Source organism: Nostoc sp. 'Peltigera membranacea cyanobiont' 210A (genome assembly GCF_002246015.1).
Taxonomy (GTDB): Bacteria; Cyanobacteriota; Cyanobacteriia; order Cyanobacteriales; family Nostocaceae; genus Nostoc.
Map to the genome: position 1 here is coordinate 1 of NZ_NOLJ01000002.1, position 26,475 is coordinate 26,475.

The following is a 26,475-nucleotide window of genomic DNA, read 5'->3' on the forward strand; positions in this document are numbered from 1 at the left end:
CTCTGCCCCCTTCCCCTTATCATGCAATGCCCCTTGCCTATCCACGCCGTCAACGGCAACTCGAAAGTTTAGTCCAAAAATTTGGTTTGTCGCTAGAAGCACCTATAAAGTGGGAACTGCTGGATTTAGCGCTCACTCATCCCACTGTCTCTGATTCGGCAAATTATGAACAGTTGGAATTTGTTGGTGATGCAGTGGTGCGGCTGGTGTCGGCTGTTGTGTTATGGGAAAATTATCCCGATTGTCCAGTAGGGGATTTTGCGGCAATTCGTTCGGTGTTGGTGAGCGATCGCATTCTCGCCCAATTGGCCAGAGTTTATGGTTTGGAGTTATACTTACTAGTCGCTGGCAGTGCTACCGCTGATAAAGTTGGTCTAGAGTCACGGCTGGCAGATGCTTTTGAAGCCGTTCTGGGTGCGCTTTACTTAAGTACTCAAAATCTGGAATTGATTCGCTCTTGGCTAGATCCCCACTTCCACGAACTAGCAACAGAAATTCGCCTCGATCCTGCCAGACTTAATTACAAAGCTGCTCTCCAAGAATGGACTCAGGCGCAATTTAAAGTTTTACCAGAATATCGGGTTGTGGAAGTCACTCAACCACATCGCAATCAAGAACGTTTCATGGCTGAAGTGTGGCTGCACGGAAACAAACTAGGAGTTGGTAAGGGGCGATCGATCAAAACTGCTGAACAAGCCGCAGCTAAAGTAGCTTTTTTAGCAATTCCTAATCCGCAAATACCCTGAGCTTAAAAGAAGGGCAATTAGTCGATAATCAGTTGATTGTCAGTGGTCATTTGTCCCTCGTCCTTTGTATACAAATAACTAATGGCAAATACTTCTCTACGAGAGGCTGCACTTCGACTACGCTCAGTGACCACGCCAACGGCTTCTCTACGAGACGCTACGCGAACGCGGTAGTTGAGCGCAGTCGAAACTCAGTACAAGTGACAAATGACTAATAACTAATGACTAATAAAATTAATATTGCTGTCATCGGAGTTGGGCGTTGGGGAGTGCATCTGCTGCGGAATTTTTTAGCACATCCCCAAGTAAATGTAGTTGCTGTAGTAGATCCCCATCCAGAAAGATTAGCGGCGGTAAAGCAGCAGTTTAACTTAGAAGAGAATGTAGTATTAACAACCCAGTGGGAGGATTTAAAGATAGTGCCAGGGTTGACAGGAGTGGCGATCGCTACTCCAGCTACCACCCACTATGCTTTAATTAAAGACGCTCTCCAACAGGGATATCATGTTTTGGCAGAAAAACCCCTAACTCTCAATCCAGCAGAATGTCGGGAACTTTGCCACTTAGCAGAACAGCATCATTTAATACTAACAGTTGACCACACTTATTTATTTCATCCAGCGGTTGAGCGAGGAAAAACTGTAGTACAAGCGGGGAAATTAGGTGATTTACGCTATGGCTACGCCACCCGCACCCATTTGGGGCCTGTTCGGCAAGATGTTGATGCGCTTTGGGACTTAGCCATTCACGATATTGCTATATTTAACGCTTGGCTAGGTCAAATTCCTGTGCAAGTACAAGCAACGGGTACTGTGTGGCTACAGGGAGCAGGGGAGCATACTTCTCTACGAGAGGCTGCGCCAACGACTGCGCTCAGTAACCGAGGGAGCAGGGGAGCAGAGGTGAGTCCATATACAGATTCTGTGCCTCAAGGTTTGGCCGATCTAGTATGGCTGACACTCACATACCCAGATGGCTTTCAAGCTTATATTCATTTGTGCTGGCTGAATCCTGATAAACAGCGACGGCTGGGGATTGTAGGTAGCCTTGGTAGTTTGATTTTTGATGAAATGTCAATATCATCACCCCTAACCCTGCTACATGGTGAGTTTGAACAGCAAGGGAATCAATTTATTCCTGTGAATCAAAGACAGATAGTGCTGGAATTGGAGCCAGGAGAACCATTGGGGCGAGTTTGCTCCTCCTTTGTTGTCTCAATTCTCAACAATACTCCCTCAGAGATTTCGTCTGGCTGGGTAGGCACTGAGTTAGTAGAAATTCTTGCTGCTCTAACATTATCTCTTAGCCAAGGCGGTAAACCTGTTTTTTTGAGCGATCGCATCGTCAAGGATCAAAAGTTTCAGGAGTACTGATGAATATGGACTTTTGACTAAATTACTTATTGAAAGTCCCATTTGCACAAACTCCTCCTTTTGGAAGACTTACCAAAATAGTTTGCAGGGGCGAAAGACGAATCTCGCAAGTCTCATTTCCAAATAGCAACTGGGACTTCGGGAACTTTTCTTTGTCTACCTCTATTTTCACAGACTTGTTGATCCCCAAAGAAGAACTTCCCCCAGATTCCTGTAGGTTGGGGTAGCGGCTTGCCTTTACTGGCTCATTCCCAGAGGAGAATCCCAAATCCCCGACATTTGCTTCTTTATTTGGAACAGCTAACAGCGAGATATCAATCAAAGGTAAGGTAATTTTCAGTGTCGTACCTTGATGAAGTCCCGCACTCTCAAGAGTAATGCTACCTCCCATGAGTTCGATTAAGTTTCGTGAAATCGCTAGTCCCAGTCCAGTACCTTCAAACTGACGTGTCGTAGTGCCATTCACCATTACAAAGGGGCGAAATAGTTTGTGCTGTTGAGTCGGATCGATACCTATACCTGTATCTTTGACAGCAACTACCACCTGAGATTGACCACTACTAGATTGAATTTCTGTAGCAATGGTGATGCTTCCGGTGTCGGTGAACTTGGTGGCGTTGCCGATAACATTAATCAGCACTTGCTTCAGTTTTCCCGCGTCTGCCTTAATTGGGATCGCTTTGGAGGCTAACTCACATTTCAGTTGCAAGCCCTTTTGTTGGACATTAACTGATTGTAAATTAATCACTTCTAACAATAGTTGTCGGAGGTCAAGAGGCGTGGAAACAACTGAAAGCTTACCTGCTTCGATTTTAGAAATGTCGAGTAAATCATTAATAATACCTAACAAGTGAATCGTTGTTTCATCGGCACGTTTAAGAAACTCCATTTCTTCTTCCCGGTCATCACATAAGCCTTCTTCAACCAGGCGAATACAGTTAATAATAATATTTAATGGGTTTCTCAATTCATGAGAAGTCGTAGCCAAAAACTGGCTTTTAATTTGGTTAGCGCTTTTTGCTTCTTTCCAAGCTATTTCTAATTCTTCCGATCCAGCTTTTAGACGTTCTACCATTTGGTCTAATGCTTGGGCCAGTTGATTGAATTCCCGAATTTGAAAATTGTGTGGAACTGGTTGTGCAGCATGGTGAGAGTGAATATTGAGAGCATAGTCTCGCAATTCTTCTACAGGACGGGCCAAGTAAGGAGCTAAATATAGGGATGCTAACAAACTTGCGCCAATCAAACCAACTGTCAGAACGATCAGAATTAATTTGATTTCCTCTAAACCAAACAGCGCATTATCGACACTACTAACAGCTAAAACTATCCATTTTTGCTGTTGCTGTTGAGTAAGTGGATTTGCAATAACTGTATAGCCAGCGACTAATTCTTCTCCCTGTCTAAAAGACAAACTTATCGAATCGTTTTTTCCCGTAATGGCATTTTTAATTATGCTCTTGATTTGGGAAGCATGAGGGTGCTGAGTGATATTAGTTCCCACCCAGTCTGTGAATGGGTGTGCCAAAATTGTGCCATCTTCAGCAATCACTACCATAGCGCCCGTGAGCGATCCCGGCGGATTTCTGGTTTGTTGGTACAATGCAGACTGAATACTTAAGCTGTAAATTGAATTTTTTCGGCTATCGGAAACTGGTGCAGATAAAACTATTTGCAGTTGATTTTGTGCATTTCTTTTTCCAGTTGTTCCTGCCTTTGGTGGGAAGATTGCTTTGACATCAATTCCATCACTAGGCAAAGGTAATCTTAATTCTCCAATTTGTCGATCCCCGCAGCTACTGGCAATTATCTTCTGGTTGAGGAGATTCGTTAATTGGATGCACTCAATACTGGCTGGAAGTTGTTGCCTTAACTGCGTAAGAATTTCTTGCTCTTGTATAGGCGAATCCGACGGAATAACCGTTGTTTTGCTTACACTCTGCAAATTAGCTTTTAAGATTGCGATCGCATCACCAATTCTCTCCCCTTTACTGATGGCGCTTTCTGTTAAGTTTTGCCGTGCAGTTCTCAATATACTAGTACGTGCCTTATTCAAGGCAACAAGTTCCCCTACTAGTAAAACTGGAACAAACAGCAGCAATATTCTCGTTACTAAAATTCGACGAAAGGAAGATTGGCGGGAATTAGTCATCAAGTGTCTCACTTTGCACCTGCAATCTACAACACCAAAGATATGCAATTAAATCAGCTAAATGAGACATCTTATTAAATTATCAGAATTTTATTTTCAATGTTTAAAAATAACAAATTGCTATAATTCAAAAAGAAACGTGGTATACCAAAACTCGTATATGCTAGATGTAGAAGCGATTTGTGTTGCATATCAATACAGTGGTGAAATGATAAAACAGTAGCTTGTCGGTATGGTTTTTTTGAGAATCTACACACGACTAAAGTAAATATTAAAACTATCAAATCAATTCAATGTTGCAACATCGTCCTCATACTACAGTTGTTTTAGCAATGAGTGCAGATGGCAAGATAGCAGATTTTAAGCGATCGCCTGCTCGGTTTGGCTCAAGGGTTGATAAAGCGCACTTAGAAAAACAAATTGCTGCCTCTGATGCCGTTTTGTTCGGTGCTGGGACTTTGGAAGCTTATGGAACAACACTTACTGTAACCGATCCAACTCTAGTGCAACTCCGGGCACAAGGAGGGAAGCCTCGGCAACCAGTTCATATAGTGATTACAAAGTCTGCAAACCTTAATCCGGAAATTCACTTTTTTAAGCAACCAGTTAGACGCTGGCTACTCACCACAACAGCAGGGGAATTTTCGTGGAAAGAACGCTTACAGACGCTTCACTCAACTCTGGGAATCGGAGTACAAGAGTACCCTCCAGAATTTGAGAAGATTCTGGTTTTTGAAACACCAACACGAGAAATTGACATTCTCGCAGCCTTGAAGCAACTAGCCACTCTACATATAACACGCTTGGCGGTCTTGGGTGGAGGTGAATTAGTAGCTTCCTTGCTGGAACTGGATTTAATTGATGAATTATGGCTAACTGTCTGTCCGCTCATTTTAGGTGGTAATACTGCACCCACACCCGTCGAAGGGAAAGGATTTTTACCCGATTTTGCTCCCAAGTTACAACTCATAGAAGTTCATACAGTTGAGCAAGAAGTGTTTTTACACTATCGCCTGCAACGACCAGCAGATTAGATTACGCTAAGTTAAGTTATTTATTGGGTATTGGGCATTGGGCATTGGGCATTAGGCATTGATTATTTTCCTCTGCTCCTCTGCCCCCCTGCTCCCCCGCTCCCCCGCTCCCTACTCCCTACTCCCTACTCCCCTAAGATGGTGGAACAACTTAAGCCTCGCTATTCTGTCGTTTGGACAAACAAAATCGCTGAAGTACCCCAAAATGCCTGGAATGCTTTGGCAATGCCACTCAAAACGCCATTTTTAGAATGGGAGTGGCTGAATAATCTCGAAACTTCCCAGAGTGTTACGGCTAAAACTGGTTGGTTGCCAAATCACTTGACATTGTGGCGAGATAAAACGCTGATTGCTGCTGCGCCACTTTATCTTAAAGGACATAGTTCTGGTGAATTTGTTTTCGATCACCAATGGGCAGAGTTAGCCGATCGCATCGGAGTCCAATATTACCCAAAATTGCTGGGAATGACACCATTCACCCCAGCGGAAGGTTATCGGTTCTTAATTGCTCCAGGAGAAGATGAGGATGAAATCACAGCGCTGATGGTGCATGAAATTGACACTTTTTGCTCCAAAAATCGGATTTCTGGGTGTCATTTTCTCTACGTCGATCCCCAATGGCGTCCGATGCTGGAACGGCATGGTTTTACAACTTGGCTGCACCACAGCTATATCTGGGAAAATGCTGGTTTTAAAACTTTTGATGATTACTTGAAGGTGTTTAACGCTAATCAGCGCCGCAATATCAAGCGGGAACGCAAAGCTGTGGAGAAAGCAGGTTTACGATTGCAACCGCTGAGTGGCGATCAAATTCCTCAGTCTTTGTTTCCCTTGATGCACCAATTCTATGCTGACACCTGTGATAAGTTTGGCTGGTGGGGTAGCAAGTATCTCACACGGAGATTTTTTGAGCAACTACACACCGATTATCGCCATCGAGTCTTGTTTGTTGCTGCATATAGCGAGGAAGATAATTCTCATCCTTTAGGAATGTCTTTTTGTTTATTTAAAGATGACAAACTCTATGGACGCTATTGGGGAAGTTTTCAAGAAATAGATTGCTTACATTTTGATGCTTGCTATTATGCACCTATTGAGTGGGCGATCGCTAACGGTATCCAAATTTTTGACCCTGGCGCGGGTGGGCGACACAAAAAACGCCGTGGTTTCCCCGCTATGCCCAATCACAGTCTGCACCGCTTTTACAATAATCGTTTAGGACAAATTTTACTTCCCTATATTAAAGAAGTGAATCAACTCGAACAGCAGCAAATTGAGGCAATTAATGCAGAGTTGCCATTTAATAACCGAGATTCTTAAAGAATGCCAAGGCAGAGGGTGAACGACGAATTACACTTGATATAGAGTGTAAAAACCCTGAAAAAAGAAAATTTCTTTTTATAATGCTTATGGATTTAATAGTTGAAGATTTAGCCGCAATTGATGATAAACTTTCCCAGCGTCATATTGACCTAGATCCAGGTGGATATTTCATTATTTACTTGGATCGAGAGGCAGGGTTAATTTATGCCAAGCATTTTACAAATGTGATTGACGATCGCGGTTTAGCTGTCGATCCCGAAACGGGAAAGGTAATTCCGGCGCGAGCAAAGGTAGAACGAACTCATACAACAGTTTTTAGCGCCAGAACGGCGAAAGAACTTTGCGTGAAAGTTTTTGAACAAACTCAGCCCACTTTGGTAACTAAATTAGATCATGCAGCTTATTTGGGTCGAGAATTTGTCCGGGCTGAGGTAGCTTTAGTTACAGGGCAAGAGTATGTTCAAGATTAAAGTTAGGAGTGAGGAGTTAAAAGTTAGAAATTCATAACTCCTAACTCCTAACTCCTAACTCCACTCCTAAATCTCCCATTACCCATTAGATGAGGGCTGATTTATCTGATAGATATAGTAAGTTGCCATTGGGATAACGGTGGCAGCAATTAACAACCCTACTACCCAAGCAGTAGCGTTACCTTGGTTGGTTTCTTCTGCTTTCTTGAAAGTGCCTCCAACCTGTACATTGTTAGTTATTTGGGGTGGCCCTGGATCGGCTTTGCCAGAAAGAACGGCGACAAGGCGATCGCTGGCATCGAGAAATGCCTGATTGTATTTGTCACCATTGCGTAACGGCACACTTACTGTTTCAGTCGCTACACTCTCGGCAATAGAGTCAGTAAGAATTGGCTTGACTTGATCCCCAGTAATAATGGCAGTACCATTGGTAACTGTATCAAGAACCAATAAAGTTTGATTAGCTTGGGCTGCTTTTGTCGGAAACCATTTTTCAAACAGTTCTTTAGTAAAACTTTCTGGTGTTTCACCGTAGTCGAGGCGGCGAACAGTAACAATTCTGACTTCCTTATCTGTTTGCTTTGCCAAATCCTTAAAAGCGCTGCTAATCTTGCCTTCATTCAGACGACTGATGACTTCACCTTGATCCAAAACCCAGGTGTCATTCCCTGCTGTCAGGCTAGGTATTTGATACACACCTGTGGCTGAAGCAGGTGTGGCAAACAGCGAGGCTGCGAAAATAACCGTCACCAAAGGTAGAATTAGCCAGATGAGGTGTTTTTGACTGCTAAAAACTTGTTTGAGGAGCTGTTTCATCGTGTGATCCCTAAGACAGACTTGCACCAAAAATACTACAGAACCACTGCAAAAATCACCTCTTTCCCGATTTTCTTCAGTGTAAAATTTCTGATATTCCCAGCAAATATGTATATTGTACGGGATTTTTGATTACACAAACTTGTTCTGAAGGTGGTTGCAAGCATTAACCTGACGCTAAACCCCTTACTAGTCACAAGAAATACCGCCCATTTTGGGAATTAACCCAAATGCTTAGGGCGGAATTTGCAAACCATCTAGAAATCATATCGCATGATTCATATTTTGGTTCAGCAACGCCATATTTTTTCATATCTGCGAGTAGCTTTTTCTGACGTACTCATTAGATATCTGAGTGAAAAAGAATGTCAAGACGTTATCCTGCTAGCTCTCTACAAGGGTTCTAGACAATGCATATTTAGTTTATAGAGATGTCTATGTGATGGTTTATATCTGCATTTTTCTGATATTTTAGCTAAATCAATATCATATATACATGACTATACTTTTAACTAACGACGATGGCATTGATGCCCCTGGTATCCAAGCGCTGCTCAAAGCTGTAAACGGCAAAAATTCTATTATCGCTGCTCCTGCTGATCATCAGTCTGGCTGTGGACATCAAGTTACTACTACTCGTGCTATCAACCTCCAGCGACGTTCTGAGACTGAGTATGCGATCGCAGGTACTCCCGCTGATTGTGTGAGAATTGCAATAACACAAATTACCGCAGATGTCAAATTTGTACTTTCAGGTATCAACGCTGGGGGAAACTTGGGAGTAGATGCCTATATTTCTGGCACAGTGGCTGCTGTGCGGGAAGCCGCGATGCACGGTATTCCCGGAATTGCCATTTCCCAGTATCGCAAAGCCAAGCAGAATTTTGATTGGGATCTGGCTGCTAAATTCACTGCTGAAGTTTTAGCGGATTTACTCAAGCGTCCCTTAGAACCAGGAAGCTTCTGGAATGTGAATCTGCCGCATCTGCAACCAGGAGAACCACATCCTGAAGTGGTGTTTTGCCAAGCCTGTACCAAACCTTTGCCCGTGAACTATCGAATTGAAGGCGATAATTTTTATTATGTAGGGGAATATGGCAAACGCGATCGCACTCCTGGCAGCGATGTAGATGTATGTTTTTCTGGCAATATCGCCGTTACCCAGTTAAGAGTTTGACATTGGCTATCAGTTACTAGTTAACTGCTACCACCGTTTAGTGGATATTGAGGAGAGCTTCTAGGGCTATTAATTAATCTTATGGGTATGTGGTGCGATCTTGATCGCAATTTTCAAGGATTTGAAATCTGGTAAAGTTTCAGTGGTACTGAACACTAATTTCAAAAAAGGAGAAATATATGCAGTTTCTCAAAATTGTTCTTGTCGCTCTCGTATTGATGGTGAATCTACTAATTGCTCAACCCTCTTGGGCAGGTAAGGATTTCACTAAGGGGGCTGACTATGCTGAGGTAACTCAGGCGCTCAATCAACTTCTAACTGTAAAGAATACACCTGAGCAAGCTGGCTATACACCTGAACAGTTCCAGCAACGACTGGCACAATTGCAGTCTCAGAAAAATGTCATAGAAACAGCTAGAAAGCGGGCGCAGTGCCGCAATGAAACTGGAAAGACATTGGCTGTCTATGCCAATAAACCAAAAAAATTCCAACCCAACTCTACTTTCTGGGCGCAGGAACAATCACCGATGATGATTGGGATTGCGATGGCATTTACTTACCCGCAGGTTCTCAAGTGGTTTTAGGCTCGAACGCTCAACCACAACAACTGACTGAACCCATCGCCGTTAAGTTTGTCGATGGTACACAGTCTCTTGCTAGAACCAATCCAGCCACTGGTGCAATTGAATTGAATGTTGAACCTGCCAAAGTATTCAAGGCGGGTGAAAGTACTTGGTTGCTCCCCACTTATTCCCAAGCGGATATAGATACGCAAATTCCCACCCCACAACTAATTGACTAATTTCATCTAAATAATTCAACTTTTATGTACTTCCCGCATAAAAGTTTAACTAAAGAAACAGGATATATCAAGGAAAATTCTTACCATTGAATAATCAACTTTTAATTAAGGAAAAATTACAAGCAAAGCTTGAGAATATTCAAAGTAAGAGCGATGGCTCTCCCATTACCGATTTGCAGCTAGACAAAACCTTAGTCGCAGAAATTGAACAATTGACAACGGAACTAGAGAGCGTCAATCCCAATCTCAATCCTCTTCTCTATGCTACTTCTTTGCTAGAGGGAGCTTGGCAACTGCAATACTCCACAGCTAGAGAAATACGTTCTTTAGCTTCTCTTCCATTGGGATTAAAGCTAGGTAAAGTTTATCAAGTGATTGATGTTGCAAATCAATTATTTTTCAATCTAGCTAAAGTTAAACATCCTCTGGGCTTAGTATCGGGATATGTCAAAGTTACAGCTAGCTTTGAGCCAGCCAAAGAAGATTTAGAGCCTCTACAGAACAAACGTATCAACGTCTATTTTGACAAACGCTATCTATCAATTCAGAAGATTCTTGGCATTAATACTCCCCAACTTAACCCATTTAAGGTTGTTTCAGCTAATAATCCTACTAGCAGAACTGCCACATTAGATATTACTTTCTTAGATGAAACTTTAAGAATTGGACGTGGAGGAGATGGAAGTTTATTTATTCTTAGTAAATCCGAGAATTTACCTGAATTCACATCCTTAAATGAAAATTGATTGCGCCGCTGAATGAATATGGCTCTCTCAATCATACATCTTTTCAGCAAAGTAAAAGTAGGCTCTGCAATGGTAGAGCTTAATACATTAAATTTAAAGGTAAATCATGGTATAGAAGGAGATATTAATGCCGAGCCGATAAGTCCCAGGCAAGTTTTAATTGTTAGGTACGAAGATATTGCCAACTTATCAATTAAACCAGGAGAATTGCGAGAAAATATCGTGATTCAAGGTATAGAAATTGATAAATTTATCCCTGGCTCTCTGCTACACTTTGAAAGTGGCGCGGCAATTAGATTAACTTTTTACTGCGAACCATGTAAGCGAATAGCTCACTTGGTAGAGTCATTAAAAAGCATCCAAGGTAAAAGAGGAATTTTAGGTGTAGTTATTAAATCAGGTAAAATCAAGGTTGGTACTAATTTTCAAGTTGAAGCTAATCGATTTCCAGCATTATCTGAAATTCCATATAAACGATTCCTAAATTTTATTATCAAAATCCCAAGTGGAAAAGTAGTTACATATAAACAGATAATCAAAGGCATAGGAGTAGATAATAGTTATCTAAGAGCTATTCCTATATACCTAAAAAAAACTTCGGCTGCGGATTATCCGTTACATAGAATATTAGACTCTAAAGGTTATTTGATAACTTATGTTAGCCAACAAAAAATTAAGTTAGAAATGGAAGGAGTTCAGATTTTATCTGAAGCAGATTTATTAAGCAACTTAAACAAAAATTTTGTAGAGATTAAAGATTATCTATGGGAAGATAGTACTCTATATCTAAAATAGATATTACTGTAATTATCATATTTGTAATACAATCCTGCATTCAGAGTTTCATCAAGATGATGACTGATTTTTGATTTGTTTAGATGTAGCTTCCATAAAGTCGATAAAAACTTTTATGAGCTTATGAATTCCCTCGCTACCTCCTGCAATTAAACCTCCTGTCAGCAATGCATCTAAACAACGGAAAATAACTACTTGTATGGGATTCTCTAAATCAATAACTACAAGCGGCTCAATTGAGCGAATACCTATTGCGCTCATTAAAAGACCGAATAAAAGAGATGTCCATAGAGCAATTGTTCGTGTATCAGATTTATAGGCTGTTCTTTGGCGCTCTTTTTCATTTATATCATCCATTTGTGGCTTGAATATTTTTAATGGTTCTTGTTGGTTTTGTGTAAAGTTTTGGATGATTTGCTGTTCTAAACTCATTCCTTCAGGTGGAAGTCCACTGGTTTGATTAGATTCTAAAGAAGAAAATTGGTTCTGTTGTGCTTCCATAAGTCTTATCTTTTCAGACAGTAGAGCCTTCTTTTGCTCAATATTAATATCTAATTGTTCGACGAATGGGCCACGCCAAGTAGTTATAAAAACTTCTAAAGAACGCTCTAGCAATAAAGAAATAAATAATTGTAATGTGAGTAGTTGGACAATATCATTAACTCCAAATGGTTTTAAAATAAATGGTTTAGATGATAACCAAGTTGATAAAGTTACTACTAGAAAACTAATAATAATTAATCCAATAAATAGAGGAGATTCTGGAGAAAGCTTTAGCAACGTATCTATACTCCTGTTTCGCGTCACAATATCTAACACAGCCTGGAGGTGAAAACTACACCTGCTGAGTAACTTAACAACGTTAATTTGATAGAACAGTAAATAATTTATGACCTATCCCTTTTTTCTAAAAGTGTGATGAGTCACGCCGTTGTGGGAGTAGAAAACATTCTAGTGCTACTGTGCATGGGACGACGCTAGAGCAAGTAGCAACCGTAGCACCAACTAAAAACCCCTCCAAGGTGTTGGAGGGGTGAAAGTAATTTTTGCAAATGAGACGGTGATTAGGGGGAGACAGCAGCTTTTCCTGTTGGTTAGGCATTTTCTTGTCAAAGCAACCAGATGATAGTACAGCATTTTATAAATCCATTACGAATCTCTGCAAGTCTGTACTTAGTAAGATAAATCATTAGTGCTATCGTCTGATGTCAGCTGCGACTCGACAGCGTTGAGATAACCTTTATGATTCAAAGCTTCTTGTGCTGGTAACTTTTTAGCTTTAACAGCAGTCTTAACCACATTTAATGCAGTCAGGTTTCCTGTTTGGTATTGAGATACCAAAGCGCTACCGCTAGGACTACCCTGTGCTTTCAGATTACTTTGATAAGCTAGAAATGCATCATCAAAGGGTTTGAGGTAGCTGAGGTTAGATGAATTGTTAGAATTGATAGCTATAGGTTCGCCATTATTGTTAGTAGCTATTTGAGTGCCACCGATTCTAGGCAATAAAGCAATAGAAGTAACAATGAGTACAGAATCGATTAAGATAGAGAGTTTCATAGGATTATCCTTAGTTATAGTAAAGTGCAATTAGTGTTCTTGAGTAATAGAGTCTTATTTTTTATCTGTCTTAACTTCCTGCACCTAGTTCACCTGAACGGTTGATTTGCTCCTCACCCATTCGGGTGATTTAATTGAGCGCATCCTACGATTCATTCAAAGTTGCTAAGACCCATCATCTGATAAGCAAGAACAGCAGTATCAAAGGTTTTGAGGCAATTGATATCTGTAGAATCGTTGCGTAAAGTATTAGATTCGATAGCTGTGTTGATTGATGTGCCACTTTTGCTATGAGTAGCTATTTGATTCATAGCGATTCTAGATAGGACACTAGAATCAAGAATGTGTGCAAAATTAAGTGGGGGAAAGAGTTTCATTATTGATGCTGTCCTGGTTAATAAATCGGGAGTAAAGTTCAGGAGAAACTTGAACAGATATATATTTAACTGAGGTTATCTAAAAATTTATGCAACGCTGTTACTCAGTTGTAGACATAGCCCAACTGAGGCATCGTATTTCTGCGCTATCGCTTCAACAGCAGATTTATTGATTTAGTATAATTGAATCTAATTTGTCTATTCGGGTTTACCGAACAGACAAATTAGAGTAAACCGTAAAAGTTTTTCTATCTAATTTGGTGCGGTAATCATCAATTAGTTGGTGTCAAAAATCGAATTTACAGCAGCTTGAACTCTACCTAATATGAATATGTAAGCACAAGGTTAAGTGCAAAACTTATTAAACAATACTAACTAATGCGAGGAAGAGTTATGACACTAGTTCGTTGGAATTGTTGGAGAGAAATTGACACTCTACAAGACCAAATCAATAGTTTATTTGAAGATACCAGACTACCATCTGCATTGTTTGACAAAGGCTTAAGTAAAGTTCCGGCTGCTGAAATTCAAGAAAGTGAAGATGCGATTCATCTGAAGATAGAACTGCCAGGAATAGAAGCTAAAGACCTGGATGTACAAGTCACAGAAAATGCTATTTACGTTAGCGGTGAGCGGAAGTCCGAAACGAAAACAGAGGAAAAAGGTGTTACCAGAAGTGAGTTTCATTACGGTAAATTTCAACGCGTAATTCCTTTATCGGCTCGGATTCAAAACACTAACGTTACGGCAGATTATAAAGATGGCATCTTGAATCTAACACTGCCTAAAACTGACCAAGAAAAGAATAAAGTTGTCAAGGTGAATTTGGAACAATCTGCTAACTAATGATTTGCTTGCGATGTCTACGACGGGCTACGCCTACGCACTACTTTACCTGCAATAATTGATTGAAATAGTTAAGAGCTTGGTCATGCGAGTGACCGAGCTTTTTTCTAAGCAATTTAGCGTTGATAAAAAAGTACTAAAGACCTTCGAGATTTTTAAGCACTTCTGTGGCTGACTGATATCGCTGAGTGAAATTAAAATGTACCATTTTATTTAAAATAATAACCAACTCGTCTGTAGCGTCAGTGAATTCACGCCAATGTTGCCAAATCTGTTGATTAGCATCAGCTTGGCTTTGGATAATTATTTCACCAGTATTTGTATCTCTACGAAACTCTCTAGGTTCTACCCCAGTTAAGCCTTGTATTCCCATAATTCCCAACGCATAAATATCGCTGTTGAGTTTTGGCAACCCACTCATTTGTTCCGAAGGTGCATAATTAGGAGTGCCAATTGAAATTGTCTGAGCTTCTTGCTGCTGGGGTTGAATCTGCTTAACAGCGCCAAAGTCAATTAAAACAATGTGCCCATCGGATTCTCGTCTAATTAAGTTACTAGGTTTGATATCTCGATGGATTACGCCATAGCTGTGAACAAAAACCAGCACGTTTAAAACTTCTTTGAGTATCTCCACAACTTCAGCTTGTTTGAGTCGCTTCCCAGCGGTTAGCTCTTTATCCATAGCGTGCCCTCGAACAAATTCTTGCACTAAAGAGAATTGGCGATTTTCTTCAAAAAAAGCTAGCAGTTGGGGAATTTGTGGGTGCTTACCCAAAGTTTCTAAAATTTCTGCTTCCGCGTCGAATAGGCGTCTGACAACATTTAAATACTCTGCATCTTGGCGGGGAGGTCGCAACTGTTTAACCACACACTGCGGATTACCAGGACGCTGGATATCGTCAGCTAAATAAGTATTGCTAAATCCTCCAGAACCCAAGGGTTGAGTAATTTTGTAGCGGTTATTTAGTAACGTGCCTACTGCAATTTCTTGCCCGATGGAATCAACAATTACGGTTGGCGCTTCATTTGAGGCGTTGCCACGCTGCCGTAAAAGATTTTGTAATTCTAGAATTAATTGTTGGTGTTCTTGAACCCGTTGGGTAATTTCTTTTTGCTCTTGCTTGGTTTGATAAGAACTATAGGCAAGGACACTGCCGGCGGTAAATACTAACCCCAACGCCGGAGGTATGACTGGGAACCATCCAGCTTGGGTAAAAATGACAAAATTGGCTCCAAATAATACTGCCAGGGCTGTTGCTGCTGCCAATCCTAAGCCTAGCGGATGTTGAATCCGCCATACCAGCAACCCACCAACTACAGTCCATCCCCATATCCAAAGGACTTCACCCCACTCAGGCAAAAACCAAAATAGAGGCTGTTTGTTCAGAACAGCACTGAGAATTTGACTAACGCTGTGGGCATGAATTTCAATTCCGGCCATTTTGCCAGAATTATCTGATTTACCGCTAGCAAAGGGCGTATTAAAAATATCATTTAAACTATTAGCTGTTGAACCAATCAAAACGATGCGGTCTTTAACTAAATCTGGTTTAACTTGATTTGCAAGTACTTCTGTAATAGTTACCTGCTGGGCAACCTGATGACCAGAACGGTAATTAAGCAGGATTTGGTAGCCATTGGTATCTGCTTTTTCATAGCCGCCAGCGTTACTTTGTAGAGGTTTAAATACAGTATTACGTAGTTGTAGTTCCTTTTTGGGGGTAAATTCTAGTTGGATGCCTCCAACTTCTAAATATTTGAGTGCTAGTTGTAAGCTAAAAGAATAAGTACTTTGACAAGAATCGGATTCCTCTGCACTTACCAATAATAGGTTGCGGCGAATTGTAGCATCAGTATCTTCTACAACATCATTAAATCCTACTCGCTCTGCTTCAACGCCTTTTGGGGGTGCTATTCCTGGATTGTTAGAACCAGAATGTTTGCAGATAGGAATGATGATATCGCTCTGTTGGAGGTGTTGCAGTAGCTTGTCATGACCAGGCGGTACTGGTAAGTCACGAAAAATATCTAGACCAATGACTCGCGGTTGATATTCTTCAAGTTTGCCTAATAGCCGGTCTAGAAGTTCGCTAGACAGGGGCCAATTCCATTTTTGGATATCTTTTTCACTTAAAGCAACAATCAATAAACGAGTGTCTGGGCCTGAGTCGGCACGTAATTGCATCATTTGGTCGTAGACTTTCATTTCTAGAGGCTCGAAAACCCCCAGTTTTTGAATTCCTACTAATAGAAGTGTTGCGATCGCACTTGAAAGAATAACTGGCTGTCTAAATAAACTTTTAAAAGTTACAACCATTTTTTTAAATAGGTTTTACTTTAAAATATACGTGTATTTTGAGATTAATTTTTAATATTGAAATTATTCTACGCAATTTGCAACTTTTCAAAAAATATAGTAATCATATTTTACTTACAAACACCAAAATGCTCAAATCCCCAACTTCTTTAAGAAGTCGGGGATATTTTTGCTCATAACTCATTTAGAATTGTTAGATGTGTTTCAGATAATGCACAATCGCCTCTGCTGTTGAGAAGTTAGTAGCCAATAAAACTTGATTAATAGTGCATAATCTTAACAGTGCTTCTTCATTTGCTTGACCTGGCTGAGGTTGCAGCAAATCTCGCAGGAAAATAACTGCTACAATTTCTCCGGCTCCAACCAATGAAGCAATTGTTTGATATCCTCCAGAAGTTGGTGCAGGAGTTTGTTGACTAATCGTTATCCCTGCCTGTTGATGTAAGACTTCACTAACAGATGGCCAAGTAATTGTAAAGCTCTGCGAGAAAAATTCCTGATGTTCAGAAACCAATTCAGCAAGTTCTGATTTTTTGCTTTCATGAGCAATCAGTACTATATTTCTTTCAATGATTGCTTGAGGAGACTCACTGACATTTGTTTCTTCTGGAGTTTCATCAGGTTGAGTTACTTCTGCTTCAGAAACTTGTTGAATAGTTTGACTGACGTTCTCAGTAGCTCCATTTTCTGTTGTTTCCAAAGATTGAATATTAGCTGAGTCAGAAATTTCACTTACTTGTGCAGAAACATCATCAACATCTACACTAACTTCTTCAGGACTTGTATTACTCAAATCAATGTCTTGACTGCTGAAAATTTCTGCAATGTTCTCATCAGGCGCAGTCAATGTTTCAGAAACTTCATTGACTGTTTCATCAACAGCAGAAGTAGGTTCTACTTCGTCAACATCTACACTATCTGCTGCTGTAACTGACGCATCCCAATCTATCGCTTCATCTATATCCTGTGTAACTTGGCTTAATGCTTCTGGCGGCTGAATTTCTGCGTTTTCAACAACTTCACTGACTTGTTCTGCGACTGGCGTATCCAAATCTACGACTTCATCGTGAGTAGCTTCGGGAATGTTATTCTCCTCCTCAGATACAGGGTGGAAAATATCGCGTGGCTGTACGGAGGTAACTTCTGCTGCTAGTGCTGCCTCCAACTCTGCATTTTCATCGTAGGTAGTTTCTGGAATAGCACTTTGTGCAGGAACTTCGTTGAAAATATCACGTGGCTGTACAAAGGTGACTTCTGCTTCTAGTGCTGCCTCTAACTCTGCATTTTCGTTGTAGGTAGTTTCTGGAATAGCACTTATATTACGCTGTTGTACGAAAGTAGATTCTGTTGCCAATGCTGCTTCAAAATCTACAGCCTCATCGTGGTTAGCTTCTGGAAGAACACTTTCCTCTTCAGGAGTTTCAATGATGTTTTCAGGTGCAGCTATGGCGTTATCAGGTTCAGGCAAAGAAACTTCTGAGGCTTCGCTGACTTCTGGAACCTCTACTTCCTCACTATCGGCGCTGACTTCTGGTGTAACTAATGTCCGCAAATCCACAATTTCATTACGAACATCGTGTGGAACTTCGCTAACTGCTTCTGGTGGCTGAATGATGTTTTCAGGGGTGATTATCTCAGCAACTGGGATGACATCATCAGATTGAGTAGCAACAACTTCCTCAATTTCGCTAATTTCTGGGGAAGGAGCATTAATTTCAGGTGTTTCTACTTCTTGACTAATTGGCGGTGGAACTTCGCTAACTACCTCTGGGACTAGATTAACAACATTGGAAGTGCTGACATTTTCAGGCGATCGCGGCCGAGAAAACAGTGAAGGATCTATAATTCTAAAGACTGTCTCTGGTTGCTCATAAACGGGAGCAACTGCTTCCAAAATCAAAACATAATCTGCAATCCGAATAATATCTCCATCACTCAAAGAATATGGTCGATCTTTTTCGGCTTGTTTCCCATTAACTATTGAGCCATTTCTACTGCCAAGGTCAGAAAAGTAGTAATTTCCATTTTTAACAAAAAATTTAGCATGTACCCGACTGATATCAGGGCTGTCTAGGAGTAAATCAGAATCAGGAGAACGACCTATTACCCATTCTCCTCTCGTTGGAGTTTCTGTGGTAAGGTCAACTTCATTGACTTCACTTAAATTTGGTGAGTAGCTAACTTTTACTTTCATATTAATTTTTGGTTAATTTTATTGATTTCTGCCACCCAGCGCTGACGGGTAGTATGTTCTAAATTTAAAATATCATCTTGTGACCAGTGGAAATGATAAGCAATAAAAGCTACCTCCTCATATAAAGTATCAGAGGGGTAGCTTACGACTCCCCCGCTAGTTCTAGCTCCACTGAAAATTGAGTATTACAGTGGGGACATTGTGTCGGAATGTGTACATTGCCTTGTTGATTGATTCGATTGTAAAATTCTCGGAGATAGGCAATGTCATGTAGGAGAAGTCCTTCAAGTAAATCAGGACTAACAGAATTGAAGCTGCCCAAGCGAGTGATAACCCTTGCAAGCATTACCAAGACACCGTAAGCCGGATTTTCTTGAACTTTGCGCTCTTGTTGCACCAAAATTTCATCTTTGGCGGTGGCTAAACGCATCACCCCATGACGATGTACTCGTTGTTCGCCATCACTCAATCCTCTAGGAAGAGTGAAGGCAAATTCTGTGCAGAGAGTATCCTTTTTACGGCGCATAGGTTATTGAATTTGGGCATTGGGTATGAGTCTCTGACTGGTTCCCAGCTTTCAGGCTGGGAACCCATTCTGGGAGGCTCCGCCTCCTCTTTGTTGACAAGAGGTAGAACCTCTGAGAATACATTCCCAGCCTGCAGGCTGGGAACGAGGCTAATGAGTCTTTGAACTCCTTTAATGAGTCTTTGAACTCCATTAATGAGTCTTTGAACTCCTTTAATGAGGCTTTGAACTCCATTAATGAGTCTTTGAAGTCCTTTAATAAGCCTTTGAACTCCTTTAATGAGTCTTTGATACTCATTAATGAGCCTTTGAACTCCTTTAATGAGGCTTTGATACTCATTAAAGGAGTTCAAAGACTCATTAGCCTCGTTCCCAGCCTGCAGGCTGGGAATGTATTCTCAGAGGTTCTACCTCTTGTCAACAAAGAGGAGGCGGAGCCTCCCAGAATGGGTTCCCAGCCTGAAAGCTGGGAACCAGTCAGAGACTCATACCCAATGCCCAAATTCAATAACCTATGCGCCGTAAAAAGGATACTCTCTGCACAGAATTTGCCTTCACTCTTCCTAGAGGATTGAGTGATGGCGAACAACGAGTACATCGTCATGGGGTGATGCGTTTAGCCACCGCCAAAGATGAAATTTTGGTGCAACAAGAGCGCAAAGTTCAAGAAAATCCGGCTTACGGTGTCTTGGTAATGCTTGCAAGGGTTATCACTCGCTTGGGCAGCTTCAATTCTGTTAGTCCTGATTTACTTGAAGGACTTCTCCTACATGACATTGCCTATCTCCGAGAATTTACTGTATCTTCCGGTGTAGAAGTTTCGCCTTCCAAGCCATTGATTCGACGGTAAAAATCTTGGAGATAATTTAAATCTTGGGAAAAAAAGTTTTCCACGATTGCAGGAGTAACTTCTGATAAAGCACCCAAGTGGGTAATCACTCGCGACAGGATAATAATTGTGGCATAAACGGGATTAGCTTTAACGCGGGGGTCACGCAAGGGTGCAATCTCGTCTATCGCTGTTGATAACCGCATTACACCTTTGCGGTGGAGGTCGCCTTCAGAGTCTAGATACCCTTTTGGCAGTGTAAATTCAAACTCTGTGGGAAACATAGTACTCCTAATTACTTCACGCGTTTAAATTCCTCAAAAGCAACCTCCACTTCCTCAATTTCGATGTCATGGCTGCGGGCGCTGACATCGGCAATTTTGTAACTTGCGGGCCAAGCACCAGCTAATTCAAATCTAGCGATTTCTTGATTTGCCTGATTATAAATAGATAAAGCAACAAGTCTACGTTGCTGTGACCAATTACCCTGCTGGACTTTTTCAAACCACTTCCAAAAATCCATAGAGTTGGTGGTACCTCTACGCAGAATGAGATTACCACTCTTAGGATTGCTGGGAAGCTTAGTTCTCACCACCTGACCTTTTGATTGCCCTTTTGTACCCCAGGTTTGAGAAGTGACTTCAGTAATTTCAATTACCTCTTGTGTTCTTTTGAAGCCTTGACACTCCAAAAAGAAACAATTGGCATCGTTTTGACCTTCTAGTGTCAGTTCTAAATAGAACCGATGGGCTGTCAGAACTTCTGGAATTCGGCTTGCGGATTGTACCACTGTTAAATAATTCGTAATTCGTAATACTTCGGCTACGCTCAGTACAAGTTCGTAATTCGTAATTACGTTTTGTGACGGAGATTTAGCGCAAAGTGTGGTCTTGGGGTCTCCCCAAGAGGAGCAACTTTGCAAGACAGACCCCGACACAAAGCGTTCTGCCTGTAGAGGCTATGCAACTTAAACTCCCAAACTTTGATTACTGCAAATGCTAATTATTTGATTCGTTTAATTCCTTCGTGAACCAATTCAACAGTCTCATTTGCCATATCACCACCAGAGGCAGTTAAGGTAGGCCCGGTGTATTTACAGGGATAACAATTAACAATGTTCCAGCGTGCCTTTTCAGAGCCTTGTTGGTCATAAGCAACCACTGAACCAGTTTTACGATTCTGTGACCACTTTCGAGGGTCTCCCATGTCTTCGTTACAGTCTTGATACCATTTATAAAGGTCTATATCATCAGTGGCGATGACTTTTACTGTAATGTTGGTAAATTTAACAACAGTTGGTGTGGCTTGACGCATTAGTTTAGCGCCCTTAGATGAACCGTGGACTTCTTGCGCTGGTGTATTTTCAACGCCTAGTCCGCTAATTTCTTTGATAAATTTATCAGTAATTCCGTCAGCTTCAAAGTAAAACTTACAAGAGGTTAAAAATTCGCCTGCCATACTTTTAGACTCCTTTGTGTGTGATTAATTTTGAAATGGGAATGGGTAGAGACGCGATAAATCGCGTCTCTACAAGAGGAGAATTCTTGGTCTATTCGCTATCTTCAATGCCATTCCATTGGCTGATACGGAAAACAACAAATTCAGCCGGTCTGACGGGACAAACTCCGACTTCAATATATAAACGTCCTAAAATCCTGGTTTCTGGTGGGTTCAATTCTTCGTCACACTTCACATAAAATGCTTGGGCTGGAGATGCACCAAATAAAGCACCTTCACGCCAGATGCGCTCTAAGAAGTTGCTCACAGTACGGGTTACACGCGCCCATAAATCTTGGTCGTTCGGTTCAAAAACTACCCACTGAGTCCCCAGTTCTAGGGATTTTTCGATATAGCTAATTAATCTACGCACGCTGATGTAACGCCACTCTGTTTTATCTGGCTCAACTAGAGTGCGTGCGCCCCAAATGCGGATACCTCGGTTGGGGAAGCTGCGAATACAATTTATCCCCAAGGGATTTAATAGTTCTTGTTCGCGGAAATTGGTGTCATAGCCCAAACCAATTACGCCTCTGGGAACTTCATTTGCCGGGGCTTTGTAAACTCCTCTGGTTTCGTCGGTGCGGGCCCAAACACCCATCACATGACCGCAAGGAGGTACTAAAATTGGATTACCGCGATCGCGTGGATTAGGTACTTTAATCCAAGGATAATAAAGGGCCGCAAACATCGAACGACGGTTAAATCTATTCAACCACTCCACTACTTGTTGCGGTTTGACGGCTTCCGGTGGCGAATCAAGTACAACCATCCGGTTGGGCGGGTTGGGAATATCGCCACTGGCAGAACCCTCACACATACTAATCATCAGTTCGATGATGCCATGAACTTGATCTAAATTAAGCACCTGCTCTTGATAAGCCCGCATCACATCAGGACAGGCTAGCATCGTGATTTCATCAACTTCAAAGATACCGCGTACCCCGGTGCGATCGTCTCGAACCCCTTCTAAATTTTGTGAAAATCTATCGGGTGTGGCAGCAACAATGGGTGGCGCTAGTTCATATTGACCATTCACGGGACGACGAGCTAAAGGCTGTCCGCTTTGAGTTATGTCTTCTACAGTGAGATACATTGAATTTCTCAATGCCGTTAGTGCATAAACTGCTGCTTGACCAGCAGGTTCGCGGTTCATCGTCAAGTTCTGATATTCCTCTAGAAGTTCATCTCCGCGACGAATTTCGATGGTAAAATATTCGCCCGTATTTGGAGGCGCTTCTCCTTCAGTACCTTCAGGTAAGGCGCGGGGCGAACCATCAATAATGACAATATTTACTAATCCACCTGATGCTTGCTCAGGGCGCAAAGTAAAGCGCAGGGCTGGACGATTACCTCTAGAGTTAATTCTTAAAGTAGCCGGTTCTGGAGTTGCCGGTCTGGGTGCGCCTGGTAATTGAGTACCGATGCTTGTCACCCAGCAGCGACCGCCACCATTCATAAAGTAGCCGTAGACTGAAAAGGGTAAATAGGCGTTGAAGTCGGTGAACCCATCAGAATTGAGACGGGCAAAGTAATTGAGATATTGCGTCCAATTGGTTACTAGCACGGGCTTATATAGTTCAGCCCCACCGCGAACATCTTCTGTAAAACCTACAAATCCGGCAACTGCTGTGCTAACACCTTCAATTGGTCGGCTACCCCGGTCAATTTCTTCGATGTAGACACCAGGAGCAAAGTAATCAAGTCTAGCCATGAAAGTTTCTCCAAGTCAGTAAAAATCTAATTATTCAAGAGTTAGAAATATTTCTTTGAAAGTATGACTTTGGTTATCTACCAATGCATTGACGTTTTGGGGTAAATAGCCAGGATGATTCAGAGTCAAAACATAATTACCTAAATGAAGGTCTTCAAAGAAGAACAGCCCTTCTTTAGTGGTTAATATGGACTTGTCAGTTCCCCTCACAGCCACTTCTGTCGCTACCAAGGGCAGATTTGTCACCGCACTTTTGACAATACCCGCGATCGCAACTCGCCTGGTTAATACTAAACTGTCACTATCGCGAGACAATTGATTTCGCAAATTGAAAATTCGCTCCCAAACCAAAGGCACTGGAGTCGGTTGTGGCTCGAAGGGTATTGTGACTGTCAAATATAAGGCTGAACGCAACGGCACACTCAGGGCGCTCCATAAAGAGCCAATCTCAATTGGCGGCTCTAGGGCAACTGTCATGTTCAAATTACCATAGCCCCGTAATTCAGGAACCAAAAACTCCTCTTCCAAGGTGCGATGGCGCAACAGCACAGTCAACGCCTCACTAATAAAGTGATGCTCACCTAAAGCTGTTCTATCCCAGGCTGTTAATAGCAGCGAAACATCAAACCAAGCGGGTGCCCAATTTACAGTGGCAGGTTGTAGAGCGCGTGTTAGCTTGCGTTCTACTTGCCTGCCAGAATGTTGTACCTGCTTACTCTCACGTATATCAAAAATATATAAATTGAGAGTCGGGCCTGCTCCCTCTTCCCTACGATTACCAGGATGGCTAAAGTCAATTTGCTCTGTACTGGTAAGTGAGGTTCCTCCAGCTAGAATTTCGGCTAAAGTTTGAAGAACGAAGATAAGCATGAAGGTGTTCTGCTGGTAGCTAATCCAGATGCCTTTACAGTATATGTATCGGGCTTCTAAAGTTAATTAGACTTTTGTCGATATTTTTTAAATGGGGTATTGGGTCAAGAATCCGTAAAGCAGCAACTTCAGTTTGTAGATTAATCTGGAGCAGTTTTTAATTAGACGCACTACATTTTTTTCTTGTGGGGTGGGTTGAAAAGCCGACCCAAGTAGTCTATTAAGCTAATGAAAGCTTGGGTACGTAGTAAGCATTTCAGTGCTTAACATCAGGACTAAAGTCCTTACTACAAACTTATTTACACAGCAAAGTTAGCTTGATACACGTGTGAATACAAACCTTAATAATTATTTGTATGAATTATCTCAAAAGATAACTTAACAAAAAAATAAACATTCGTGAGACTGCATAATTTTATACTGGTCAGCAGAAGAGTAAAAACATTTGGTTGCAAAAAGCGAGTGAAGCTATGACACTAGGCTTTTCTGTACAAAAACTAGACAATGGCTTGAATTATTTGAGTTCCTCAGACATCCAAAGCTTTTGTCAGCTTGAGTCTGAGCAGTTAACTAGTCAGTATCCAATTTTTTTCGCTCGAATTGTCTATCATGATTCATTATTGAGAGCTAATCAAGAGGTGATAAATTATGGTCAAGACCAAGTTCCTTTTTCGCCAAAAACTTTAGCTTATTTGCGTTCAGAAGCATGGCTGACAGATTTTCCGCCTGTTTTGAATTTACAGGAATTTAAGCTTAAGGACTTTTCATCTATTTCTTACATCTGCCCCATATCCTATAGAAATCAAAAACCTGAATATATTCAAATCATTACTCATAAACCTCTATCGTCGAGTTTACAACTATATGTAAAACGCTCTGCTATGCTGCTAAGTAAGTATGTAGATATTTCCTTGGACTATGGCAGACAAAAAACTGAAATTAAACTCCTAGAAGATATCTTGCACCGAGTCGGTCATCAATTGCGTAACTCTCTAGGACTTATAGGATTGTATGCACATAATCTCTGCTTAGGTTTAGAGGATAGCCCTTGGCAAGAGCAAGCAACAATCATCGGCGAAAGTATACAAGATTTAGATACTAATTTAAACCAACTGATTGATTGCGGTCAAAGTGCCAAATTAAGGGTAACACTTCAAGATTTAAGAAGTTTAGTGGTTGAAAGTATCACAAATTTACAACCTCTAATTAATCAGAAAGACCTTAAAATATTAATTCCCGATACATCGACAATACTGAAGATAGATAGATTACAAATGAAACAAGTTTTTGATAATATCCTCAGTAATGCCGCTCATTTCAGTCCTAATTCAGGAACTATTACCTGTAGCTGGCAAATTTTCCAAGATGAAGTTTTAATTAAAATCTCCGATCAAGGGCCAGGATTGTCTCAAGAGGACTTACAAAAAATATTTACCCCATTTTATTCCCGAAGGAAAGGAGGTACAGGACTGGGCTTAACTATTGCTAAAAAAATTATTCTAGATCATCAAGGAAGTATCTGGGCACAAGTTTTATCAGAAAGCGGGGCACAATTTTCGATGATTTTGCCTCGTTCAAGGAGTATGAATTAATTCATAATTCATCATAAAAATATGATTAATGATAGTAAAAAACTTTCAGTTTTACTCGTAGATGACGAAGAACGCTTTCGTCAAGGGTTACGTACTCTCCTAAATTTTTATAGTATTAATTCTGCGTTACCTGTAGAAGTTATTGGTGATGCAGATTCTGTTGAGCAGGTTTTAAAGTTTACAACCCAGAAGTGTCCAGATTTAATTTTGCTGGATATGCAATTGAAAGGATGTGATGGAATTACAGTTCTGGCACGTCTTAAAGAAGCTGCTTACACTGGCAAGGTTTTAGTATTGTCGGCTCATCAAGAAGACGACTGGATTTTTAGAGCGATGCAGGGGGGAGCCGCAGGTTATGTATTTAAAAATCGTGTGGCAACCCAATTGTGTGAAGCTATTGACACTGTAACTAAGTCAGAAATTTATCTACCTTCAGAAGTTGCTAGTCGATTTTTCCGGTTTTTTCAGGCTTATTCAGACTCTTGTGTAAAAGCATGTCATGAGGTGCATTTAACCGAAAGAGAGCAAGAGGTTTTATACTGGTTAACTCAAGGTGCTTCTAATGAAGAAATCGCTAAACATTTATATGTAACAGTAGCAACTGTTAAGGCGCATCTCACCAGTATTTTTGAAAAATTAAAGGTTACTAGCCGGACTCAAGCGATTGTGACTGCCCTCAAGTTAGGATTAGTTCACGCTTGAGCGCGACAGAAGTAGTC

29 protein-coding genes are annotated in these 26,475 nt (G+C 41.2%); 14 read left to right on the top strand and 15 right to left on the bottom strand.

Going from position 1 to position 26,475, the window contains the following annotated elements:
• Positions 1-26: 26 nt before the first annotated feature.
• Both rnc and CDG76_RS04840 read left to right on the top strand, forming a co-directional pair.
• Positions 27-746 (top strand): ribonuclease III, encoded by a 720-nt coding sequence (gene rnc / locus CDG76_RS04835; protein WP_094348724.1) that lies wholly within the window; start codon positions 27-29, stop codon positions 744-746.
• Between the two features lie 221 nt (positions 747-967).
• Positions 968-2,119 carry a Gfo/Idh/MocA family protein gene (locus tag CDG76_RS04840; protein WP_190240767.1) on the top strand — a complete coding sequence of 384 codons (1,152 nt, stop codon included), beginning with the start codon at positions 968-970 and terminating at the stop codon, positions 2,117-2,119.
• 22 nt (positions 2,120-2,141) lie between these two features.
• On the opposite strand, the gene CDG76_RS04845 is transcribed toward CDG76_RS04840, so the two are convergent.
• Complete coding sequence (locus CDG76_RS04845; protein ID WP_094347959.1) at positions 2,142-4,271, bottom strand: sensor histidine kinase; 2,130 nt, start codon at positions 4,269-4,271, stop codon at positions 2,142-2,144.
• A 293-nt stretch (positions 4,272-4,564) separates the two neighbouring features.
• Here CDG76_RS04845 and CDG76_RS04850 point away from each other — a divergent pair, with 293 nt between their 5' ends.
• The 3 genes from CDG76_RS04850 (at position 4,565) to CDG76_RS04860 (ending at position 7,098) form a co-directional block, all read left to right on the top strand.
• A complete protein-coding gene (locus CDG76_RS04850) occupies positions 4,565-5,305 on the top strand; it encodes a RibD family protein (protein WP_094347960.1) in 741 nt (246 codons plus the stop codon).
• Between the two features lie 138 nt (positions 5,306-5,443).
• Positions 5,444-6,625 (top strand): GNAT family N-acetyltransferase, encoded by a 1,182-nt coding sequence (locus tag CDG76_RS04855; protein WP_094348726.1) that lies wholly within the window; start codon positions 5,444-5,446, stop codon positions 6,623-6,625.
• A gap of 89 nt (positions 6,626-6,714) precedes the next feature.
• Complete coding sequence (locus CDG76_RS04860) at positions 6,715-7,098, top strand: DUF4346 domain-containing protein (RefSeq protein ID WP_094347961.1); 384 nt, start codon at positions 6,715-6,717, stop codon at positions 7,096-7,098.
• Between the two features lie 78 nt (positions 7,099-7,176).
• Here CDG76_RS04860 and psb32 read toward each other — a convergent pair whose 3' ends face one another.
• The gene (gene psb32 / locus CDG76_RS04865; RefSeq protein WP_094347962.1) at positions 7,177-7,914 is read right to left on the bottom strand and encodes a photosystem II repair protein Psb32; all 738 of its coding nucleotides are present in this window, start codon (positions 7,912-7,914) and stop codon (positions 7,177-7,179) included.
• Positions 7,915-8,410: 496 nt separating this feature from the next.
• Here psb32 and surE point away from each other — a divergent pair, with 496 nt between their 5' ends.
• From surE to CDG76_RS04885, 5 genes are all read left to right on the top strand, one after another.
• Complete coding sequence (surE, locus tag CDG76_RS04870; RefSeq protein WP_094347963.1) at positions 8,411-9,091, top strand: 5'/3'-nucleotidase SurE; 681 nt, start codon at positions 8,411-8,413, stop codon at positions 9,089-9,091.
• A gap of 179 nt (positions 9,092-9,270) precedes the next feature.
• The gene (locus CDG76_RS04875; RefSeq protein ID WP_317616115.1) at positions 9,271-9,675 is read left to right on the top strand and encodes a hypothetical protein; all 405 of its coding nucleotides are present in this window, start codon (positions 9,271-9,273) and stop codon (positions 9,673-9,675) included.
• Entirely contained in the window at positions 9,666-9,893 is a 228-nt protein-coding gene (locus CDG76_RS39335; RefSeq protein WP_317616116.1) for a hypothetical protein, read from the top strand. Before CDG76_RS04875 ends, CDG76_RS39335 begins: the two co-directional genes overlap by 10 nt.
• Positions 9,894-9,979: 86 nt before the next feature.
• Positions 9,980-10,639, top strand: a complete 660-nt coding sequence (locus tag CDG76_RS04880; protein WP_190240768.1) for a PAP/fibrillin family protein — start codon at positions 9,980-9,982, stop codon at positions 10,637-10,639.
• A gap of 18 nt (positions 10,640-10,657) precedes the next feature.
• Entirely contained in the window at positions 10,658-11,434 is a 777-nt protein-coding gene (locus CDG76_RS04885) for an MGMT family protein (protein ID WP_094347965.1), read from the top strand.
• 51 nt (positions 11,435-11,485) lie between these two features.
• Here the strand turns inward: CDG76_RS04885 and CDG76_RS04890 are convergent, their stop codons facing one another.
• The 3 genes from CDG76_RS04890 to CDG76_RS37065 all read right to left on the bottom strand — a co-directional run bounded on the left by CDG76_RS04890 (position 11,486) and on the right by CDG76_RS37065 (position 13,305).
• The gene (locus CDG76_RS04890) at positions 11,486-12,214 is read right to left on the bottom strand and encodes a hypothetical protein (RefSeq protein WP_094348727.1); all 729 of its coding nucleotides are present in this window, start codon (positions 12,212-12,214) and stop codon (positions 11,486-11,488) included.
• Between the two features lie 393 nt (positions 12,215-12,607).
• Positions 12,608-12,994 (bottom strand): hypothetical protein, encoded by a 387-nt coding sequence (locus CDG76_RS04895; RefSeq protein ID WP_094347966.1) that lies wholly within the window; start codon positions 12,992-12,994, stop codon positions 12,608-12,610.
• Positions 12,995-13,146: 152 nt separating this feature from the next.
• A complete protein-coding gene (locus tag CDG76_RS37065; protein ID WP_190240769.1) occupies positions 13,147-13,305 on the bottom strand; it encodes a hypothetical protein in 159 nt (52 codons plus the stop codon).
• 459 nt (positions 13,306-13,764) lie between these two features.
• Here CDG76_RS37065 and CDG76_RS04905 point away from each other — a divergent pair, with 459 nt between their 5' ends.
• Positions 13,765-14,217: an Hsp20/alpha crystallin family protein gene (locus tag CDG76_RS04905; RefSeq protein WP_094347968.1), complete on the top strand. Its 453-nt coding sequence runs from the start codon at positions 13,765-13,767 to the stop codon at positions 14,215-14,217.
• Positions 14,218-14,353: 136 nt separating this feature from the next.
• Here the strand turns inward: CDG76_RS04905 and CDG76_RS04910 are convergent, their stop codons facing one another.
• The 5 genes from CDG76_RS04910 to CDG76_RS37070 all read right to left on the bottom strand — a co-directional run bounded on the left by CDG76_RS04910 (position 14,354) and on the right by CDG76_RS37070 (position 19,594).
• The gene (locus tag CDG76_RS04910) at positions 14,354-16,534 is read right to left on the bottom strand and encodes a CHASE2 domain-containing serine/threonine-protein kinase (protein WP_094347969.1); all 2,181 of its coding nucleotides are present in this window, start codon (positions 16,532-16,534) and stop codon (positions 14,354-14,356) included.
• 193 nt (positions 16,535-16,727) lie between these two features.
• Entirely contained in the window at positions 16,728-18,728 is a 2,001-nt protein-coding gene (locus CDG76_RS04915) for an FHA domain-containing protein (protein WP_094347970.1), read from the bottom strand.
• Positions 18,725-18,907 carry a DUF6760 family protein gene (locus CDG76_RS39340; protein ID WP_083782463.1) on the bottom strand — a complete coding sequence of 61 codons (183 nt, stop codon included), beginning with the start codon at positions 18,905-18,907 and terminating at the stop codon, positions 18,725-18,727. The genes CDG76_RS04915 and CDG76_RS39340 overlap by 4 nt, the downstream gene beginning before the upstream one ends.
• Positions 18,871-19,254, bottom strand: a complete 384-nt coding sequence (locus CDG76_RS04925) for a hypothetical protein (protein ID WP_094347971.1) — start codon at positions 19,252-19,254, stop codon at positions 18,871-18,873. The genes CDG76_RS39340 and CDG76_RS04925 overlap by 37 nt, the downstream gene beginning before the upstream one ends.
• Complete coding sequence (locus CDG76_RS37070) at positions 19,244-19,594, bottom strand: hypothetical protein (protein WP_190240770.1); 351 nt, start codon at positions 19,592-19,594, stop codon at positions 19,244-19,246. The genes CDG76_RS04925 and CDG76_RS37070 overlap by 11 nt, the downstream gene beginning before the upstream one ends.
• A gap of 174 nt (positions 19,595-19,768) precedes the next feature.
• On the opposite strand from CDG76_RS37070, the gene CDG76_RS04935 reads away from it, so the two are divergent.
• Positions 19,769-20,104 carry a hypothetical protein gene (locus tag CDG76_RS04935; protein WP_094347972.1) on the top strand — a complete coding sequence of 112 codons (336 nt, stop codon included), beginning with the start codon at positions 19,769-19,771 and terminating at the stop codon, positions 20,102-20,104.
• On the opposite strand, the gene CDG76_RS04940 is transcribed toward CDG76_RS04935, so the two are convergent.
• From CDG76_RS04940 to CDG76_RS04960, 5 genes are all read right to left on the bottom strand, one after another.
• Positions 20,035-20,367: a hypothetical protein gene (locus CDG76_RS04940; RefSeq protein ID WP_094347973.1), complete on the bottom strand. Its 333-nt coding sequence runs from the start codon at positions 20,365-20,367 to the stop codon at positions 20,035-20,037. The two genes, CDG76_RS04935 and CDG76_RS04940, sit on opposite strands and share 70 nt — an antisense overlap.
• An 11-nt stretch (positions 20,368-20,378) precedes the next feature.
• Entirely contained in the window at positions 20,379-20,873 is a 495-nt protein-coding gene (locus CDG76_RS04945) for a phage tail protein (RefSeq protein WP_223265135.1), read from the bottom strand.
• A gap of 212 nt (positions 20,874-21,085) precedes the next feature.
• The gene (locus CDG76_RS04950; RefSeq protein WP_094347975.1) at positions 21,086-21,541 is read right to left on the bottom strand and encodes a phage tail protein; all 456 of its coding nucleotides are present in this window, start codon (positions 21,539-21,541) and stop codon (positions 21,086-21,088) included.
• 91 nt (positions 21,542-21,632) lie between these two features.
• The gene (locus CDG76_RS04955; RefSeq protein ID WP_094347976.1) at positions 21,633-23,294 is read right to left on the bottom strand and encodes a phage tail sheath family protein; all 1,662 of its coding nucleotides are present in this window, start codon (positions 23,292-23,294) and stop codon (positions 21,633-21,635) included.
• Positions 23,295-23,324: 30 nt separating this feature from the next.
• A complete protein-coding gene (locus tag CDG76_RS04960; protein WP_094347978.1) occupies positions 23,325-24,164 on the bottom strand; it encodes a Pvc16 family protein in 840 nt (279 codons plus the stop codon).
• 470 nt (positions 24,165-24,634) lie between these two features.
• On the opposite strand from CDG76_RS04960, the gene CDG76_RS04965 reads away from it, so the two are divergent.
• Both CDG76_RS04965 and CDG76_RS04970 read left to right on the top strand, forming a co-directional pair.
• Positions 24,635-25,756 carry a sensor histidine kinase gene (locus tag CDG76_RS04965; protein WP_094347979.1) on the top strand — a complete coding sequence of 374 codons (1,122 nt, stop codon included), beginning with the start codon at positions 24,635-24,637 and terminating at the stop codon, positions 25,754-25,756.
• Between the two features lie 21 nt (positions 25,757-25,777).
• On the top strand, positions 25,778-26,458 hold the full coding sequence (locus CDG76_RS04970) for a response regulator transcription factor (protein WP_094347980.1): 681 nt from the start codon (positions 25,778-25,780) through the stop codon (positions 26,456-26,458).
• The last annotated feature ends 17 nt before the right edge of the window (positions 26,459-26,475 follow it).

Excerpts from the sequence above, each read along its gene's own strand:
- rnc (WP_094348724.1), top strand. The coding sequence starts at position 27 with ATGCCCCTTGCCTATCCACGCCGTCAACGGCAACTCGAAAGTTTAGTC.
- CDG76_RS04840 (WP_190240767.1), top strand. The coding sequence starts at position 968 with ATGACTAATAAAATTAATATTGCTGTCATCGGAGTTGGGCGTTGGGGA.
- CDG76_RS04845 (WP_094347959.1), bottom strand. The coding sequence starts at position 4,271 with ATGACTAATTCCCGCCAATCTTCCTTTCGTCGAATTTTAGTAACGAGA.
- CDG76_RS04850 (WP_094347960.1), top strand. The coding sequence starts at position 4,565 with ATGTTGCAACATCGTCCTCATACTACAGTTGTTTTAGCAATGAGTGCA.
- CDG76_RS04855 (WP_094348726.1), top strand. The coding sequence starts at position 5,444 with ATGGTGGAACAACTTAAGCCTCGCTATTCTGTCGTTTGGACAAACAAA.
- CDG76_RS04860 (WP_094347961.1), top strand. The coding sequence starts at position 6,715 with ATGGATTTAATAGTTGAAGATTTAGCCGCAATTGATGATAAACTTTCC.
- psb32 (WP_094347962.1), bottom strand. The coding sequence starts at position 7,914 with ATGAAACAGCTCCTCAAACAAGTTTTTAGCAGTCAAAAACACCTCATC.
- surE (WP_094347963.1), top strand. The coding sequence starts at position 8,411 with ATGACTATACTTTTAACTAACGACGATGGCATTGATGCCCCTGGTATC.
- CDG76_RS04875 (WP_317616115.1), top strand. The coding sequence starts at position 9,271 with ATGCAGTTTCTCAAAATTGTTCTTGTCGCTCTCGTATTGATGGTGAAT.
- CDG76_RS04885 (WP_094347965.1), top strand. The coding sequence starts at position 10,658 with ATGGCTCTCTCAATCATACATCTTTTCAGCAAAGTAAAAGTAGGCTCT.
- CDG76_RS04895 (WP_094347966.1), bottom strand. The coding sequence starts at position 12,994 with ATGAAACTCTCTATCTTAATCGATTCTGTACTCATTGTTACTTCTATT.
- CDG76_RS37065 (WP_190240769.1), bottom strand. The coding sequence starts at position 13,305 with ATGAATCAAATAGCTACTCATAGCAAAAGTGGCACATCAATCAACACA.
- CDG76_RS04905 (WP_094347968.1), top strand. The coding sequence starts at position 13,765 with ATGACACTAGTTCGTTGGAATTGTTGGAGAGAAATTGACACTCTACAA.
- CDG76_RS04910 (WP_094347969.1), bottom strand. The coding sequence starts at position 16,534 with ATGGTTGTAACTTTTAAAAGTTTATTTAGACAGCCAGTTATTCTTTCA.
- CDG76_RS04915 (WP_094347970.1), bottom strand. The coding sequence starts at position 18,728 with ATGAAAGTAAAAGTTAGCTACTCACCAAATTTAAGTGAAGTCAATGAA.
- CDG76_RS04925 (WP_094347971.1), bottom strand. The coding sequence starts at position 19,254 with ATGCGCCGTAAAAAGGATACTCTCTGCACAGAATTTGCCTTCACTCTT.
- CDG76_RS37070 (WP_190240770.1), bottom strand. The coding sequence starts at position 19,594 with ATGAGTATCAAAGCCTCATTAAAGGAGTTCAAAGGCTCATTAATGAGT.
- CDG76_RS04935 (WP_094347972.1), top strand. The coding sequence starts at position 19,769 with ATGCGCCGTAAAAAGGATACTCTCTGCACAGAATTTGCCTTCACTCTT.
- CDG76_RS04940 (WP_094347973.1), bottom strand. The coding sequence starts at position 20,367 with ATGTTTCCCACAGAGTTTGAATTTACACTGCCAAAAGGGTATCTAGAC.
- CDG76_RS04950 (WP_094347975.1), bottom strand. The coding sequence starts at position 21,541 with ATGGCAGGCGAATTTTTAACCTCTTGTAAGTTTTACTTTGAAGCTGAC.
- CDG76_RS04955 (WP_094347976.1), bottom strand. The coding sequence starts at position 23,294 with ATGGCTAGACTTGATTACTTTGCTCCTGGTGTCTACATCGAAGAAATT.
- CDG76_RS04960 (WP_094347978.1), bottom strand. The coding sequence starts at position 24,164 with ATGCTTATCTTCGTTCTTCAAACTTTAGCCGAAATTCTAGCTGGAGGA.
- CDG76_RS04965 (WP_094347979.1), top strand. The coding sequence starts at position 24,635 with ATGACACTAGGCTTTTCTGTACAAAAACTAGACAATGGCTTGAATTAT.
- CDG76_RS04970 (WP_094347980.1), top strand. The coding sequence starts at position 25,778 with ATGATTAATGATAGTAAAAAACTTTCAGTTTTACTCGTAGATGACGAA.